This window comes from Methylobacterium sp. A52T, assembly GCF_053346095.1.
The window spans coordinates 13757-27124 of the sequence record NZ_JBKFBI010000078.1 but is presented as its reverse complement, the minus strand read 5'-3'; the positions used below and the strand labels follow the sequence as shown (position 1 = coordinate 27124).

Genomic DNA, 13368 nt, shown 5'->3' with positions numbered 1-13368 from the left:
GGGGGCGACGCGTCGGTGCGCGCCTACGGGGCCGCGCCCGGCCGCTACGGCGCCGGCACCGCCGCCACGGCCCTCGACGGCGCCTGGGACGGCCGCGCCGACCTCGGCCGCGCCTACCTCGCCGCGAGCGGCCACGCCTACGGCGACCACGAGAGTCCGGACGCCGATTTCGCCGTGCGCGTCGCGGCGGCCGACGCCTATCTCCACGCCTTCGACGTGGCCGAGCGCGACCTGTTCGACGGCGACGCCGCCGTCGACGCGATGGGCGGTTTCGCGGCGGCCGCGGCCCTGGAGGGAGCGAGCCCCGCCCTCTACAGCCTCGACGTGTCGGTGCCGGAACGGCCGAAGGCGCGGACGGCCCGGGAGGACGCCGCCCGCCTGATCCGCGGGCGCCTCGCCGATCCCCGCTGGATCGCGGCGCAGCTGCGCCACGGCTACCGCGGCGCTCAGGAACTCGCCCAGGGGCTCGACGCGGTCTTCGTCCTGGCCGCGGCGAGCGACGCGGTGACGGATGCGGGCTTCGAGGCGCTCTACGCGGCCTGGATCGCCGACGCCGAAGTGTTCGAGCGCCTGCGCGCCGCCAATCCCGCCGCGGCCCGCGCGATCCTGGAGCGGTTCGACGAGGCCCGGGACCGCGGCCTCTGGCACAGCCGGCGCAACGCCCTCCCGGCCGACGCCCTGATGCGCGAGGCCGCCGAGTGAGCGCGGCCCCGCATCGGCGCGTCCTGCCGCAGGCGCCGGCCCGCCGGGGCTGGTGCCCCGGTCTGGCGCGGCCCATGCCGACGGGCGACGGCCTGCTCGCGCGCGTGCACCCGCCGCTCGGGATCCTGACCCTCGATCAGGCCCGCGCCGTGGCGGAGGGCGCGCGGCTTTTCGGGAACGGCCACCTCGATCTCACGGCGCGGGCCAATCTCCAGATCCGCGGCGTCACCGAGGCGACGCGCGCGCCGCTGGCCGCCTGGCTCGCGGCCCGGGGCCTCGGCGACGCGCGCGCCGACGGCGGCCCCCAGCGCCTGACGCTCACGAGCCCCCTGGCCGGCCACGACCCGGACGAGACGGTCGACGTGCCGGCCCTCGCCCGGGCGATCGAGACCGCGGGACTCGCGATCCCGGGGCTGCCGGCCAAGACCCTGGTCGTCGTCGAGGGCCGCCGCGGCCGGGCGCTGCCGGAGGCGGATCTCCGCGTCGTCGCCGAGGGGCCGGGCCGCGTCGCGATCACGGCCGCGCACGGTGAGACCCAGCGGACGCTCCTGACCTGCGGGGCGGACGCGGCGCCGGGCCACGTGGCGGCCCTGCTCGGCGCCTTCGCGCGGAGCGGCCGGCGCCGGATGCGCGACCTGTCGGAGGGTGAACTGACCGTGCTGACCGAGGCGCTTCCGGCAGAAGAGACCCTCGACAAATTGGCGCAGTCGCACCAGGGCTTCGCTCCGGAACGGGAGCCGGCACGTCCGGCGGGCGGACGCGACCTCCGGAGCGTCGCCGTCGACGCGCCCTTCGGGCGCTGCACCGCCGACGCCCTCGAGCGGATCGTCGCCGCGGCGGCGGCGCTCGGCGCGAGCGAGATCCGCCTCTCCCCCACGCGCGGATTCGTGATGCTGGTGCCGGCCTCGAGCTCGGATGCGGCCACGACGGCGGCGCTCGCGGTGGAGTTCATCGTCGTCCCCGACGATCCGCGGCGCGCGATCGCGGCCTGCACGGGAGCGCCGGGCTGCGCCTCAGGATCGACCCCCACGCTCGCGGACGCGGCGCGCCTCGCGGAGGCGTTCGGCCTCCTCGCCGCCGCGGGCCACGCCGCGCACGTCTCGGGCTGCGCCAAGGGCTGCGCGCGGCCGGGCCCGGCCGACCTGACCCTCGTCGGCCGCGACGGCCTCTACGGCGTGGTGATCGGGGGCGCGCCCGGCGATGAGCCGGCGATGGATCTCCCTATCGAGGCCGTGCTGGAGCGGCTAGGAAGGGCCGAGATCGACGGGCTCTCCGCCGCCTTCGCGCCGGAGACCGCCCCTTCAGAATGCGGGAGGACTAGGAGACCGGCATGAGCGCGAGCCAGAACGCCCTGCGCCAGACAGGATCGGAGCCGGCCGCGGCCCACGAGTCCCCGTCCCGCTACGACTACATCCGCGACGGCGGCGCGATCTACGCGCGCTCCTTCGCGATGATCCGCGCCGAGTCCGATCTCGGGCGCTGGTCTGGCGCCGCCGAGCGCGTCGTCGTGCGCATGATCCATGCCTGCGGCATGACCGACCTGCCCGCCGACGTGGAGATGGCGCCCGGTTTCGCCGAGGCCGGCGTCGCGGCCTTGCAGTCTGGCGCGCCAATCCTGTGCGATGTCCGCATGGTCGCCGACGGCGTCACCCGGGCCCGCCTGCCGGCCGACAACAGGGTGATCTGCACCCTGGGCGACCCGCGCGTGCCCGATCTCGCCAAGAGCCTCGGCACGACCCGGTCCGCGGCCGCCATGGAGCTGTGGCGGGAGCACCTTCCGGGCAGCGTCGTGGCGGTGGGCAACGCCCCGACCGCGCTGTTCCGGCTGCTGGAACTCCTCGATGCCGGCGTGGCGCCGCCCGCCGCGGTGATCGGCATCCCGGTCGGCTTCGTCGGCGCGGCGGAGTCGAAGGAGGCCCTGGCGCGGGACGGCCGCGTACCGTTCGTGGTCGTGCACGGGCGGCGCGGCGGCAGCGCCATGACGGCCGCGGCGGTCAACGCGCTCGCCAGCGAGGTCGAGTGATGGACGGTTTCGAGCGCCTCGACGGCCCGACCGAGGAGATCCCCGCGGCCGCGGTGACGGGCACGCTCTACGGCGTCGGGATGGGCCCGGGCGATCCGGAGCTGCTGACCGTGAAGGCCCAGCGCATCCTGATGCGCGCGCCCGTGCTGGTGCATTTCTGCAAGCGCGGCCGGCGCGGCAACGCCCGCACCATCGCGGACGCGATCCTGCGCGACCCGGCCCGCGAGATGGCCCTCGCCTATCCCTACACGACCGAGATCCACCCCGAGCACCCGGACTACGTGGCGGCGCTCGCCGGCTTCTACGACGACGCGGCCGGGCAGCTCGCCGACCACCTCGGCGCCGGGCGGGACGTCGCGATCCTGTCGGAGGGCGACCCGTTCTTCTACGGCTCGTTCATGCACCTGTGGCGGCGCCTGAAGGACCGCTTCCCCGTGGAGGTGGTTCCGGGCGTCACCGGCATGTCGGGCTGCTGGACCCGGGCCGGCACACCGATCACCTGGGGCGACGACGTCCTCACCGTCCTGCCGGCGACCCTGTCGCTCGACGCGCTGACCGAGCGCCTGCGCGGCACGGACGCGGCCGTGGTGATGAAGCTCGGGCGCCACCTGCCGAAGGTGCGGGCCGCCCTTTCGGCCGCGGGGCTGCTCGCGCGCGCGGTCTACGTGGAGCGCGGCACGATGGCGGGCGAGCGGGTCGTGATGCTGGCCGACAAGGCCGACGACGAGGCGCCCTATTTCTCGATGGTGCTCCTGCCCGGAGAGGGCCGCCGGCCGTGAGCGGGAGCCTCACCGTCGTCGGCCTCGGGCCGGGCGACGCGGCCCTGCTGACCGAGTCGGCCCGCCGGGCGCTGGACGCGGCGGAGGACGTCGTCGGCTATTTCCCATACGTGGCCCGCGTGCCCGAGCGTCCCGGCCTCGTCCGGCACGCCAGCGACAACCGGGTGGAGGTCGACCGGGCGCGCCACGCGCTGCAGCTCGCCGCCTCCGGCCGCAGGGTCGCGGTCGTCTCCGGCGGCGATCCCGGCGTCTTCGCCATGGCGGCGGCGGTGTTCGAGGCAGTCGAGTACGGCGAGCCCGGCTGGCGCGACCTCGCCATCACGGTGGAGCCGGGCATCACCGCGATGCTCGCCGCCGCGGCCCGGCTCGGGGCACCGCTCGGCGGCGACTTCTGCGCGCTCTCGCTCTCGGACAACCTGAAACCCTGGCCGGTGGTGACCGCGCGGCTGGAGGCGGTGCTGCGCGCGGATTTCGTGGTCGCGCTCTACAACCCGATCTCCACCGCCCGGCCCTGGCAGCTCGGGGCGGCGCTGGAGATCGCGGCCGGGATCCGCGCGCCCGAGACGCCCGTGATGTTCGCCCGCGCCGTCAGTCGGCCGGACGAGGCGATCCGCGTCGCGACCCTCGCCGAGGCGCCCGCGGTGCCGGCCGACATGGCCACGATGGTGATCCTGGGCGCCTCGACGACACGACTGATCCCGCGCGCGGGCCGGGCGCCCTTCGTCTACACCGCCCGCAAGGTCGAGGGACCGGCGTGATCGCCCGCGTCCAGCCAGCGGCGCGCGCCCGCGGCGTCCGCGACGCTCGGCACGTCGGGCTTGCCCGGCCGCCGCACCATCACGACCGGGATGCCGAGGCCGCGCGCCGCCGCGATCTTGCCGTAGGTCGCCGCGCCGCCCGCGTTCTTGCTGACCACGATCTCGATCCGGTTCGCCCGCATCAGGGCCGTCTCGGACGCGGCGTCGAATGGTCCGCGCGCCTCCAGGGCAGTCAGATGCGACACCGGCAGGATCCCGCCCAGCGGCTCGACCGTCCGCGCGAGATAGCTGTGCTGCGGCGCCGCCGCGAAGGCCCCGGCCTCCTGCCGACCGATCGTCAGGAACACGCGCCGGGGCTCCGGGCCGAGGGCGGCGACCGCCTCCGCCATCCCGTCGACCTCGACCCAGTCGTCGCCGGGCTCCCGGCTCCAGGCCGGCCTGCGGATCGCGAGGAGCGGCACGCCCGTCAGGGCCGCCGCGCGCGCGGCGTTGGCCGACATCCGCGCGGCGAACGGATGGGTCGCGTCGATCAGGCGGGTGATCGCCTCGGTCCGCAGGTAGCGGGCGAGACCCTCGGCGCCGCCGAACCCGCCGATCCGGGTCGGCACCGGCTCGGGCTTCGGCGCAGCGGTCCGGCCTGCCAGCGAGAGCGTCACGGCGCGATCCGCCCGGCCGGCGAGCGACCGGACCAGGGCGCTCGCCTCGCCGGTCCCGCCGAGGATCAGGATCCGCATCGTGCCGGTGATCGGGGGCGGCGTGCTCATGAGCGCCTTGTCCATGAGCGCTGACTCGCTGTCGAGCGCCCCGTGGCTGTCGATCGTCGGGATCGGCGAGGACGGCCGGGCCGGGCTGACGCCGTCCGCCGCCGCCGCGCTCGACGCCGCCCGCGTGGTCTACGGCGGCCGGCGCCACCTCGCCCTCGCCGGGCCGCTCGACGCGGAGACGCGGTCCTGGCCGAGCCCGATCCACGAGGCCTATCCGGAGATCGTGGCGCGGCGCGGCCGGCCGACCTGCATCCTCGCCACGGGCGACCCGTTCCACTACGGCATCGGCGCCGAGATCGCCCGGCTGGTGCCGGCGGACGAGATCCGCGCCTTCCCGCAGCCCTCGGCCTTCAGCCTCGCCTGTGCCCGGCTCGGCTGGCCGCTCGCCGAATGCGCCCTGGTCACGCTCCACGGTCGCGCGCTGACCCGGATCGTCCCGCATGTCCAGCCGGGCGCGCGGCTGCTCGTCCTGTCGTGGGACGGCACGACGCCCGGCGCCCTCGCCGCCCTTTTGCGCGACCGGGGCTTCGGCGCGTCGACGCTGACGGTGCTGGAGGCGATGGGCGGGCCGCGCGAGCGCGTCCGCACCTTCCGCGCCGACGCGTTCGACGGCACCGACTTCGATCCGCTGAACACGGTGGCGCTCGCGGTGGCGGGTGCCGGCCGCGCCCTGCCCCTCGCGCCGGGCCTCGACGACGACCTGTTCGAGAATGACGGGCAGCTGACCAAGTCCGAGATCCGGGCCCTGACCCTGTCGGCGCTGCGCCCGCATCCGGGACAGCATCTCTGGGATGTCGGTGCGGGCGCCGGCTCGATCGCGATCGAGTGGATGCTGCGCCACGCGAGCCTGCGCGCCACCGCGATCGAGGGGAGGCCGGATCGCGTCGAGCGGATCCGCCGCAACGCCGTCGCGCTCGGCGCCCCGGACCTCGCCGTCGTCGCCGGCACGGCGCCGGGCGCGCTCGCCGGCCTGCCCGCGCCGGACGCGGTTTTCATCGGCGGCGGCGTCTCGGAGCCGGGGGTCCTCGCGACCGTGCTGGCGGCGCTGCGGGGCGGCGGTCGCTGCGTCGCCAACGCCGTGACCCTCGAGGGCGAGGCCGCGCTGCTCGCGGCCTTCGCGGCGCATGGCGGGAGCCTGCGCCGCTACGGCGTGGAGCGGGCGAGCCCGGTCGGGGGAATGCACGGCTGGCGCCCGGCCATGACGGTGATCCAGTGGGCCTGGACCAAGCCGTGACCGGAGCGCTGGTCGCCGGCATCGGGTTCCGCCGGGGCACCGAGGCCGAGGAGATCGCGGGGCTGATCGAGCGCGCCCTCGCCCTGGTCGGCGCCAAGCGGTCGAGCCTCGCGGCCGTGGCCACGGCGGACGACCGGGCGTCGGACCCCGCGATCCGCGCGGCGACGGCCCGGTTCGGCCTGGCACCGCATCCCATCGCCGCCGCCGCCCTGGAGGCGCGCGACGCCGAGATCGTCACCCGCTCGGCGCGGATCGAGCGCCTGCGCGGCGTCGGCTCGCTGGCCGAGGCGGCGGCCCTCGCCGGCGCCGGGCCCCGGAGCCGCCTCGCCCTGCCCCGGATCGCGAGCGGCGGCGCCACTTGCGCCCTGGCCGTCCGATACGACACGACACGGGAACCATGACCGTCCATTTCATCGGCGCCGGCCCCGGCGCGGCCGACCTGATCACGGTGCGCGGGCGCGACCGCATCGCCGCCTGTCCCGTCTGCCTCTACGCCGGGTCGCTCGTCGCCCCCGAGATCCTGGGCTGGTGCCCGCCCGGCGCGCGGATCGTCGACACGGCGCCCCTCGACCTCGACGCCATCCTGGCGGAGATCCGTTCGGCCCACGCGGCCGGCCAGGACGTGGCGCGCCTGCATTCCGGCGACCTGTCGATCTGGAGCGCCCTGGCCGAGCAGATGCGCCGGCTCGACGCGCTGGCCATTCCCTACACGGTGACGCCGGGCGTCCCCGCCTTCGCGGCCGCGGCCGCGCTGCTGCGCCGGGAGCTGACGGTCCCGGGCGTGGCCCAGACCGTGGTCCTCACCCGCACGTCCGGGCGGGCGAGCGCCATGCCCGAGCGGGAGACGCTGGCGGCCTACGCGGCCACCGGGGCGACCCTGGCGATCCACCTGTCGATCCACGTCGTCGAGGCCGTCGCCGCCGAGCTGATCCCCTTCTACGGCCCGTCCTGCCCGGCGGCGGCGGTGTTCCGGGCCTCCTGGCCGGACGAGCGGGCGCTCGTGGGCGATCTCGCCGCGCTGCCCGGGCTCGTCGCGGAGGCCGGCCTGGAGCGCACCGCCCTGATCTTGGTCGGACCGGCGCTCGGCGCCGCGGAGTTCCGCGAGAGCGCCCTCTACGCGCCCGACTACGACCGGCGCTACCGGCCCGGCGGCACGGTGGGGTCGCGGTCGTGAACGCCCCCGGCCTCCTCGTCGCGGCGCCGCGCTCCAGCTCCGGCAAGACGACCGTCGCCCTCGCGCTCATGCGCGCCCTCACCCGGCGCGGCCTGCGGGTGCGCGGCGCGAAGTGCGGCCCGGACTATATCGACCCGGCCTTCCACCACGCCGCGACCGGCCATCCGAGCTTCAACCTCGACAGCTTCGCCATGGCGCCGCCGCTCCTCGACGCGCTGGCGGGCGCGACGGCGGCGGCGGCCGATCTGCTGATCGCCGAGGGGTCCATGGGCCTGTTCGACGGCGTCCGGGCGGCCGAGAACCGCACCGGGGCCAACGCCGACATCGCCGCGCGCTACGGCTGGCCGGTGGTGCTCGTGGTGGACGTTTCGGGCGCGGCGCAATCGGCGGCCGCCGTGGCGCTCGGCTGCAAGCTCTACGATCCCCGCATCCGGATCGCCGGCGTGATCCTCAACAAGGTGGCGAGCGCCCGTCACCGGCGCCTCGTCGAGGCCGGCATGGAGCGCGCCGGGCTGCCGGTGCTCGGCGCGCTGATGCGCGACGCGCAGCTCGTCCTGCCCGAACGCCACCTGGGACTCGTCCAGGCCGGCGAGACCGCGGATCTCGCCGCGCGCCTCGACCGGCTCGCCGACCTCGCCGAGGCGGGCATCGACCTCGACGCCGTGACGGCCTGCGCGAACGGCACCGTACCGGCCTCCGGTGGCCGGCTGCCCCGGCCGCCCGGACAGCGCGTGGCGGTCGCCCGGGACGCGGCGTTCAGCTTCCTCTACCCGCATCTCGGGACCGGCTGGCGAATGGCCGGCGCCGAGCTCGTGCCGTTCTCGCCGCTGGCCGACGAAGGGCCGCCCGAGGATTGCGACGTCTGCTGGCTGCCCGGCGGCTATCCGGAGCTGCACGCGGGCCCGATCGCCGGCGCGACCCGCTTCCTGGACGGCCTGCGCCGCTTCGCGCGGACCCGGCCCGTCCACGGGGAGTGCGGCGGCTACATGGTCCTGGGCCAGACGCTCCAGGATGCCGACGGCGCGACCCATGCCATGGCGGGACTGCTGCCGGTCGCGACCTCGTATCACCGGCGCAAGCTGCATCTCGGCTATCGCGTCGCGCGGCTCTGCGGACCCGGCCTGCTCGGCGCCGTGGGCACGCGCCTCGTCGGCCACGAATTCCACTACGCCAGCGAGCTCTCTCCGATCGCGCCGGAGGAAACGGCGCTCGCCCGCGTGACGGATGCCGAAGGTGTCGATCTGGGACTGGCCGGCCACCGGGTCGGGCCCGTCACCGGCAGCTTCTTCCACCTGATCGCGACCGATCCGCCGTGACGCCGGGCTCGGCGCAGCCGCTTCGAGCGTCGCTGCAGTGAAGGCGATTTCCCGCGCCGGTCAGGCCGGATCCGTCGTCGGCGCGGTTGCGCCGCGGTTCTGCGCGAGTCGCGCGGCGCTGCGGACCAGCGCGAGCACGTCGCGACGCATCTGCTCGTCTTCGATCTGGGCGTAGGCGCGCAGCAGCTCGATGGCGCCGTGGGCGCTGAGGAAGCCGAACACATCCTCCTGCGCGTTCTCGCGCGGCTCGTTCTCCTCGAAGAACGCGGAGACCGGAACCTCGAGGAGGCGCGCGATCTCGCGCAGCCGGCCGGCCCCGACCCGGTTCTGGCCCTTCTCGTATTTCTGAACCTGCTGGAAGGTCACGCCGACCGCGTTGCCCAGCGCGGTCTGGCTCATGCCGCGAGCCTTGCGAAGCGCTGTGATCCGGATGCCGACGAGACGATCGACGTCCGTCGTCTGCTTCGGCATCGTCTGGCCGGAGGAATCCTTGTCCATGGCGTGGGCTGCATCCTCCTGCGGACGGGGTGTCTTCGCCTCGCTGTCGCGCCGCTTCACCGTCCGCCCCTTAGTCGCATGTCCTGCACGCCAGGTTGCCGGTAGTCCGTGCCGATATCCGGCTATAGCCCTGATCCCGACACAGGTGAATTGCGGCGCAGTAGGACACCAAGTTGTCAAGCTTCGCAAGTCGAAGGTTACATCTTCTAGTTTAAGCCCACACATCTTTGCAACATTGTTGCTCAAATGTCGACGTGGAGGTCTGGGCTGCTTTCGAGGTGCGCCTTGTCGCCGCGCGGCGGTACCCCTTAGGAGCACAGAGGCATGTAGGTACGGTACCGCGCAGGAGGCACGCATGTTCATCGCGATGAATCGCTTCAAGGTCGTTAAGGACGCGACGGCGGATTTCGAGGCCGTCTGGCTCGGGCGGGACAGCCACCTCGGTGAGATGCCGGGCTTCGTCGAGTTCCACCTGCTGCGCGGCCCCGAGCACGAGGACCACGTGCTCTACGCCTCGCACACGATCTGGCGATCGCGTGCCGATTTCGAGGCCTGGACGCGGTCCGAGCAGTTCCGCAAGGCCCACGGCCGCGTGCCCTCGACCAAGCCCCTGTATCTCGGCCACCCCCAATTCGAGGGTTTCGAGACGATCCAGACGGTCGGCGGGACGGCCGATGCGCGCCAGGACGCGGACGCCGTCTGAACGCGGCGGACCTCGGCCGCCCTTCGGCCGGGGTCGTTCGGGGCATCGACCCGGTTGAAACCGCGAGGAAAGAAACTCGCGTGAATTGAAATAGCTCCGGCGAAAACGGTCCCCCGTCAAATCTCGCGATGGCCGGCTGCGCCGAACAGTCACTCAGCATTAACTATGTATTGCCACGTCCGGAGGCAGGCCCTAAGTCGCATCGCTCATCCTTGACTGCGATCGTGAACCCGCCGGGCCCGCGGCTTGCTCCGTGACCGTCACCAGGCGGCGCTGAAACCTTTCGTGTCTCAGACTGGTACAGAGTCCGACTAAGACGGGACGTTGCGGGTCAGATGTTTCACGATCGGCTTCCGGAGACATTTCAGGCGCTGCCGACCTCGGCGGAGCGCCGCCGCAATGTGTGGTCGGCCCTGCTGCCGCGCCGCGGCCGTGCGCTGGCACGCATCGCCCTGTCCATGACTCTCGCCGCCACCGACATCGCGGCGATCGTGGCGGTCACGCTGGGTCTCGAATGCGCCTACCAAGTCCTCGCGCAGGACGGCACGGTGTGGGCGGGTCTCGTCCGCGGCTCGCGGCTGTCGGCGCTGCTGGCGCTGGTGATCGTCGCGACGAACGTCCTGCGCGAGGAGTACAGCCTCGAGAACGTGATGGCGCAGAAGCCGGGCGTCCAGCGGGTGGCCTCGCTCTGGCTGATCGCCTGGGCCGCCGTGCTCGTCGTCAGCTTCATGACGAAGACGACCAACGATTACTCGCGGCTCGTCTCGCTCGGGATCTTCGCCGCCGGCCTGCCGGTGCTCATCGCGGCGCGGGCCACGGTGCGCCGGCTCGTGCGCGAGCGGCTGAGCGCGGGATCGGCCACCGCCAGCCGGATCCACCTCGTGGGCTACGAGGAGGACATCGCGCGCTTCTACGCCGGCAAGGAGGTCGACCAGCTCGGCTCGCGGATCATCGGGACGAGCTACCTGCGGCGGGTCGATCCCGGCGCCGACGCGGCCACGCGCCACGACCAGTTGCAGGAGGATCTCGACCTCGCCGTCTCCGTCGTCCGCTTCCTGCGGCCGGACGACGTCTTCGTGCTGGTGCCCTGGGCCGACACCGCGGAGGTCGAGCGCTGCATCGACGCCTTCCTGCGGGTGCCCTCGGCCCTCCACCTGCGTCCCGGCGCGGTCCTCGACCGGTTCCCGGACCTGCAGGTCGCCCGGGTCGGCGGCGTCTCGGGGATCAACATCGGCCGCCGTCCGCTCAACGTCGGCGAGGTCATGCTGAAGCGCGCCCTCGACCTGACGGTGGCGACCGTCGCCCTCGTGTCGCTGTCGCCGCTGCTCGCCGCGATCGCGGTGGCGATCAAGCTCGACAGCCCCGGCCCGGTCTTCTTCCGGCAGAAGCGCTACGGATTCAACCAGCAGCCGTTCGGCGTCTTCAAGTTCCGGTCGATGCGGGCGGATTCTAACGCCGCCTTCCGGCAGGCGACTCGCAACGATAGCCGCATCACCCGGATCGGCGCGATCCTGCGCCGGACGAACCTCGACGAGCTGCCCCAGCTGATCAACGTCCTGCGCGGAGAGATGTCGCTGGTCGGCCCCCGTCCGCACGCTTTGGCGCACGATCGGAGCTTCGAGCGCCGGATCGCCCTCTACGCCCGCCGGCACAACGTGAAGCCCGGGATCACCGGCTGGGCCCAGGTCAACGGCTACCGCGGCGAGACGCAGACCGACCTCGCCATGGAGCGGCGCGTCGCCTGCGACCTGCACTACATCGACAACTGGTCGATCTGGTTCGACATCCAGATCATGATCCAGACGGTCGTCTCGCGCCGCGCCTACCAGAACGCCTTCTGACCGGCACCCGGCGGCCGTCCGCCCTGGAAGTGGCGCCTCAGGGGGCCTGCTTCCGCTCCCGGCAGGCGCCGCAATCGCCCTCGACCTCCAGGATGCTGTGGGTCGGGGTGAAACCGGCCCGTTCCAGCGTCCGCCCCAGGCTGCCCTCGACTTCCTCCGACGAGGCCTCGTCGACGCCGCCGCAGGTGCGGCAGATCAGGAAGATGACCCCCTCCCCGGGGGCGTGGCCGTGCGCGCAGGGGATGAAGGCGTTGCGGCTCGCGATCCGGTGGACCAGCCCCTGCTCCATGAGGAAGTCGAGGGCGCGGTAGACCGAGACCGGGGCCACGCGCTTGCCCGGCGCGCTCAGCCGCTCGGCGATGTCGTAGGCGCCCTGAGCCTTGGCGGACTCGGCCACCGCCTCGAGGACCTCCCGGCGCAGGGGCGTGAACTGAAGACCGCGCTCGCGACACAGGGCCTCGGCCCGCGCGAGCATGTCACCGGTGCCGGCGTGGCACGCGTCGTGACCCTCGTGACGGTGCATGATCGCTCCAGACGTGATCCGCAGGTTGTCCCGCGGGTTTGTTACAGTGTATCACCGCCGCCCAGCCCCGCACCAGTAGCCCCGCGTGGTGCCCGCGCCGGCGTGAGCGCGCGACGAGGACCCCGTGCCGACCATTCCCAGCCCGAGACACGCGGCGCGGCGATCGCTGTTCCAGAGCGGGATCGGCCCGCGGCTGGCGCTCGCCGCGCTGCTCTCGGCGCTGGTCTGGCTGACCATCGCCTGGGCGCTGGCGACATGAGCGGCGCGCGCCCGGATCCGATCCGCCTCATCGGTCTCACCCTCGGTTACGACCGGCATCCGGCGGTCCACCACCTCGACGGGTCCGTGCGCGCCGGCGACCTGCTCGCCCTCGTCGGCCCGAACGGGGCCGGCAAGTCGACGCTCCTCAAGGGCATGGCCGGGGAAATCCGCTGCCTGGACGGGCGCATCGAGCGCGCCGGCGCCCTCGCCTACATGCCGCAGGTCGACGAGATCGACCGGAGCTTCCCGCTCACCGTCATGGATCTCGCCGGCATGGGCCTGTGGCGGCGCGCGGGGGCGTGGCGCAGCCTCACCCGGCGGCGCCCGGCGATCGAGGCGGCGCTGGCCACGGTCGGCCTCGACGGCTTCGCGGCGCGGCCGATCGGCACCCTGTCGGGCGGACAGTTCCGGCGCGCCCTGTTCGCCCGTCTCATCCTGCAGGACTGCCCGGTCGTGCTCCTCGACGAGCCGTTCACCGGCATCGACGCGCGGACGGTCGACGATCTCCTGGCACTCATCCGCGCGTGGCACGCCGAGGGGCGGACAGTGGTCGCGGCCCTCCACGACCTCCAGCAGGTCCGCGCGCATTTCCCGACGACGCTGCTGCTCGCCCGGGAGCCCGTGGCCTGGGGTCCGACCGCGCGGGTCCTGACGGCCGAGAACCTCGCGCGCGCCCGCAATCTGTCCGAGGCCTGGGACGAGGGCGCGGCGATCTGCGCCGGGCCGCGGTCCGTCGCGGCGGCGCACGACCACAGCGGCGCCGACCATCACCACCACGAGGACGCCGCGTGA

16 protein-coding genes are annotated in these 13368 nt (G+C 74.0%); 13 read left to right on the top strand and 3 right to left on the bottom strand.

Features of this window, described 5'->3' with window-relative positions; all coding sequences use genetic code 11:
- The 5 genes from ACLBYE_RS18645 to cobJ all read left to right on the top strand — a co-directional run.
- Positions 1-702: cobaltochelatase subunit CobN (locus ACLBYE_RS18645; RefSeq protein ID WP_447695304.1), on the top strand; the 702-nt coding region annotated here is incomplete at its 5' end.
- Complete coding sequence (cobG, locus tag ACLBYE_RS18640) at positions 699-2036, top strand: precorrin-3B synthase (RefSeq protein WP_447695303.1); 1338 nt, start codon at positions 699-701, stop codon at positions 2034-2036. The genes ACLBYE_RS18645 and cobG, both read left to right, overlap by 4 nt.
- Complete coding sequence (locus ACLBYE_RS18635; RefSeq protein WP_447695302.1) at positions 2033-2725, top strand: precorrin-8X methylmutase; 693 nt, start codon at positions 2033-2035, stop codon at positions 2723-2725. Before cobG ends, ACLBYE_RS18635 begins: the two co-directional genes overlap by 4 nt.
- The gene (locus tag ACLBYE_RS18630) at positions 2725-3504 is read left to right on the top strand and encodes a precorrin-2 C(20)-methyltransferase (protein WP_091680789.1); all 780 of its coding nucleotides are present in this window, start codon (positions 2725-2727) and stop codon (positions 3502-3504) included. The genes ACLBYE_RS18635 and ACLBYE_RS18630 overlap by 1 nt, the downstream gene beginning before the upstream one ends.
- Positions 3501-4262, top strand: coding sequence for a precorrin-3B C(17)-methyltransferase (gene cobJ, locus ACLBYE_RS18625; protein WP_091680790.1), 762 nt, complete (start codon positions 3501-3503; stop codon positions 4260-4262). Before ACLBYE_RS18630 ends, cobJ begins: the two co-directional genes overlap by 4 nt.
- Here cobJ and ACLBYE_RS18620 read toward each other — a convergent pair.
- Entirely contained in the window at positions 4229-5041 is an 813-nt protein-coding gene (locus ACLBYE_RS18620) for a cobalt-precorrin-6A reductase (RefSeq protein WP_447695301.1), read from the bottom strand. The genes cobJ and ACLBYE_RS18620 overlap by 34 nt on opposite strands.
- Here ACLBYE_RS18620 and cbiE point away from each other — a divergent pair.
- The 4 genes from cbiE to ACLBYE_RS18600 are packed head-to-tail and all read left to right on the top strand — an operon-like array spanning position 5040 to position 8750.
- Positions 5040-6260 carry a precorrin-6y C5,15-methyltransferase (decarboxylating) subunit CbiE gene (gene cbiE / locus ACLBYE_RS18615; protein WP_447695300.1) on the top strand — a complete coding sequence of 407 codons (1221 nt, stop codon included), beginning with the start codon at positions 5040-5042 and terminating at the stop codon, positions 6258-6260. The two genes, ACLBYE_RS18620 and cbiE, sit on opposite strands and share 2 nt — an antisense overlap.
- Positions 6239-6661 carry a cobalamin biosynthesis protein gene (locus ACLBYE_RS18610; RefSeq protein WP_447695299.1) on the top strand — a complete coding sequence of 141 codons (423 nt, stop codon included), beginning with the start codon at positions 6239-6241 and terminating at the stop codon, positions 6659-6661. Before cbiE ends, ACLBYE_RS18610 begins: the two co-directional genes overlap by 22 nt.
- Complete coding sequence (cobM, locus tag ACLBYE_RS18605) at positions 6658-7434, top strand: precorrin-4 C(11)-methyltransferase (protein WP_020094640.1); 777 nt, start codon at positions 6658-6660, stop codon at positions 7432-7434. Before ACLBYE_RS18610 ends, cobM begins: the two co-directional genes overlap by 4 nt.
- Positions 7431-8750, top strand: a complete 1320-nt coding sequence (locus tag ACLBYE_RS18600) for a cobyrinate a,c-diamide synthase (RefSeq protein ID WP_447695298.1) — start codon at positions 7431-7433, stop codon at positions 8748-8750. The genes cobM and ACLBYE_RS18600 overlap by 4 nt, the downstream gene beginning before the upstream one ends.
- Before the next feature lie 60 nt (positions 8751-8810).
- Here ACLBYE_RS18600 and ACLBYE_RS18595 read toward each other — a convergent pair whose 3' ends face one another.
- Positions 8811-9248: a helix-turn-helix domain-containing protein gene (locus tag ACLBYE_RS18595; protein WP_020094642.1), complete on the bottom strand. Its 438-nt coding sequence runs from the start codon at positions 9246-9248 to the stop codon at positions 8811-8813.
- A gap of 355 nt (positions 9249-9603) precedes the next feature.
- On the opposite strand from ACLBYE_RS18595, the gene ACLBYE_RS18590 reads away from it, so the two are divergent.
- Together ACLBYE_RS18590 and ACLBYE_RS18585 are read left to right on the top strand one after the other, a co-directional pair.
- Positions 9604-9951, top strand: coding sequence for an antibiotic biosynthesis monooxygenase family protein (locus tag ACLBYE_RS18590; RefSeq protein WP_042672224.1), 348 nt, complete (start codon positions 9604-9606; stop codon positions 9949-9951).
- A 335-nt stretch (positions 9952-10286) separates the two neighbouring features.
- Complete coding sequence (locus tag ACLBYE_RS18585) at positions 10287-11792, top strand: undecaprenyl-phosphate glucose phosphotransferase (protein ID WP_447695297.1); 1506 nt, start codon at positions 10287-10289, stop codon at positions 11790-11792.
- Between the two features lie 37 nt (positions 11793-11829).
- Here the strand turns inward: ACLBYE_RS18585 and ACLBYE_RS18580 are convergent, their stop codons facing one another.
- The gene (locus ACLBYE_RS18580; RefSeq protein WP_020094645.1) at positions 11830-12315 is read right to left on the bottom strand and encodes a transcriptional repressor; all 486 of its coding nucleotides are present in this window, start codon (positions 12313-12315) and stop codon (positions 11830-11832) included.
- A gap of 124 nt (positions 12316-12439) precedes the next feature.
- Here ACLBYE_RS18580 and ACLBYE_RS18575 point away from each other — a divergent pair, with 124 nt between their 5' ends.
- Positions 12440-12574, top strand: coding sequence for a hypothetical protein (locus ACLBYE_RS18575; protein WP_280141584.1), 135 nt, complete (start codon positions 12440-12442; stop codon positions 12572-12574).
- A complete protein-coding gene (locus ACLBYE_RS18570) occupies positions 12571-13368 on the top strand; it encodes a metal ABC transporter ATP-binding protein (protein WP_447695296.1) in 798 nt (265 codons plus the stop codon). The genes ACLBYE_RS18575 and ACLBYE_RS18570 overlap by 4 nt, the downstream gene beginning before the upstream one ends.

Bases quoted from the DNA above. Each gene is read 5' to 3' on its own strand.
- ACLBYE_RS18580 (WP_020094645.1), bottom strand. From the start codon at position 12,315: ATGCACCGTCACGAGGGTCACGACGCGTGCCACGCCGGCACCGGTGAC.
- ACLBYE_RS18590 (WP_042672224.1), top strand. From the start codon at position 9,604: ATGTTCATCGCGATGAATCGCTTCAAGGTCGTTAAGGACGCGACGGCG.
- cobM (WP_020094640.1), top strand. From the start codon at position 6,658: ATGACCGTCCATTTCATCGGCGCCGGCCCCGGCGCGGCCGACCTGATC.
- cbiE (WP_447695300.1), top strand. From the start codon at position 5,040: ATGAGCGCTGACTCGCTGTCGAGCGCCCCGTGGCTGTCGATCGTCGGG.
- ACLBYE_RS18620 (WP_447695301.1), bottom strand. From the start codon at position 5,041: ATGGACAAGGCGCTCATGAGCACGCCGCCCCCGATCACCGGCACGATG.
- ACLBYE_RS18570 (WP_447695296.1), top strand. From the start codon at position 12,571: ATGAGCGGCGCGCGCCCGGATCCGATCCGCCTCATCGGTCTCACCCTC.
- ACLBYE_RS18635 (WP_447695302.1), top strand. From the start codon at position 2,033: ATGAGCGCGAGCCAGAACGCCCTGCGCCAGACAGGATCGGAGCCGGCC.
- ACLBYE_RS18630 (WP_091680789.1), top strand. From the start codon at position 2,725: ATGGACGGTTTCGAGCGCCTCGACGGCCCGACCGAGGAGATCCCCGCG.
- ACLBYE_RS18585 (WP_447695297.1), top strand. From the start codon at position 10,287: ATGTTTCACGATCGGCTTCCGGAGACATTTCAGGCGCTGCCGACCTCG.
- ACLBYE_RS18595 (WP_020094642.1), bottom strand. From the start codon at position 9,248: ATGGACAAGGATTCCTCCGGCCAGACGATGCCGAAGCAGACGACGGAC.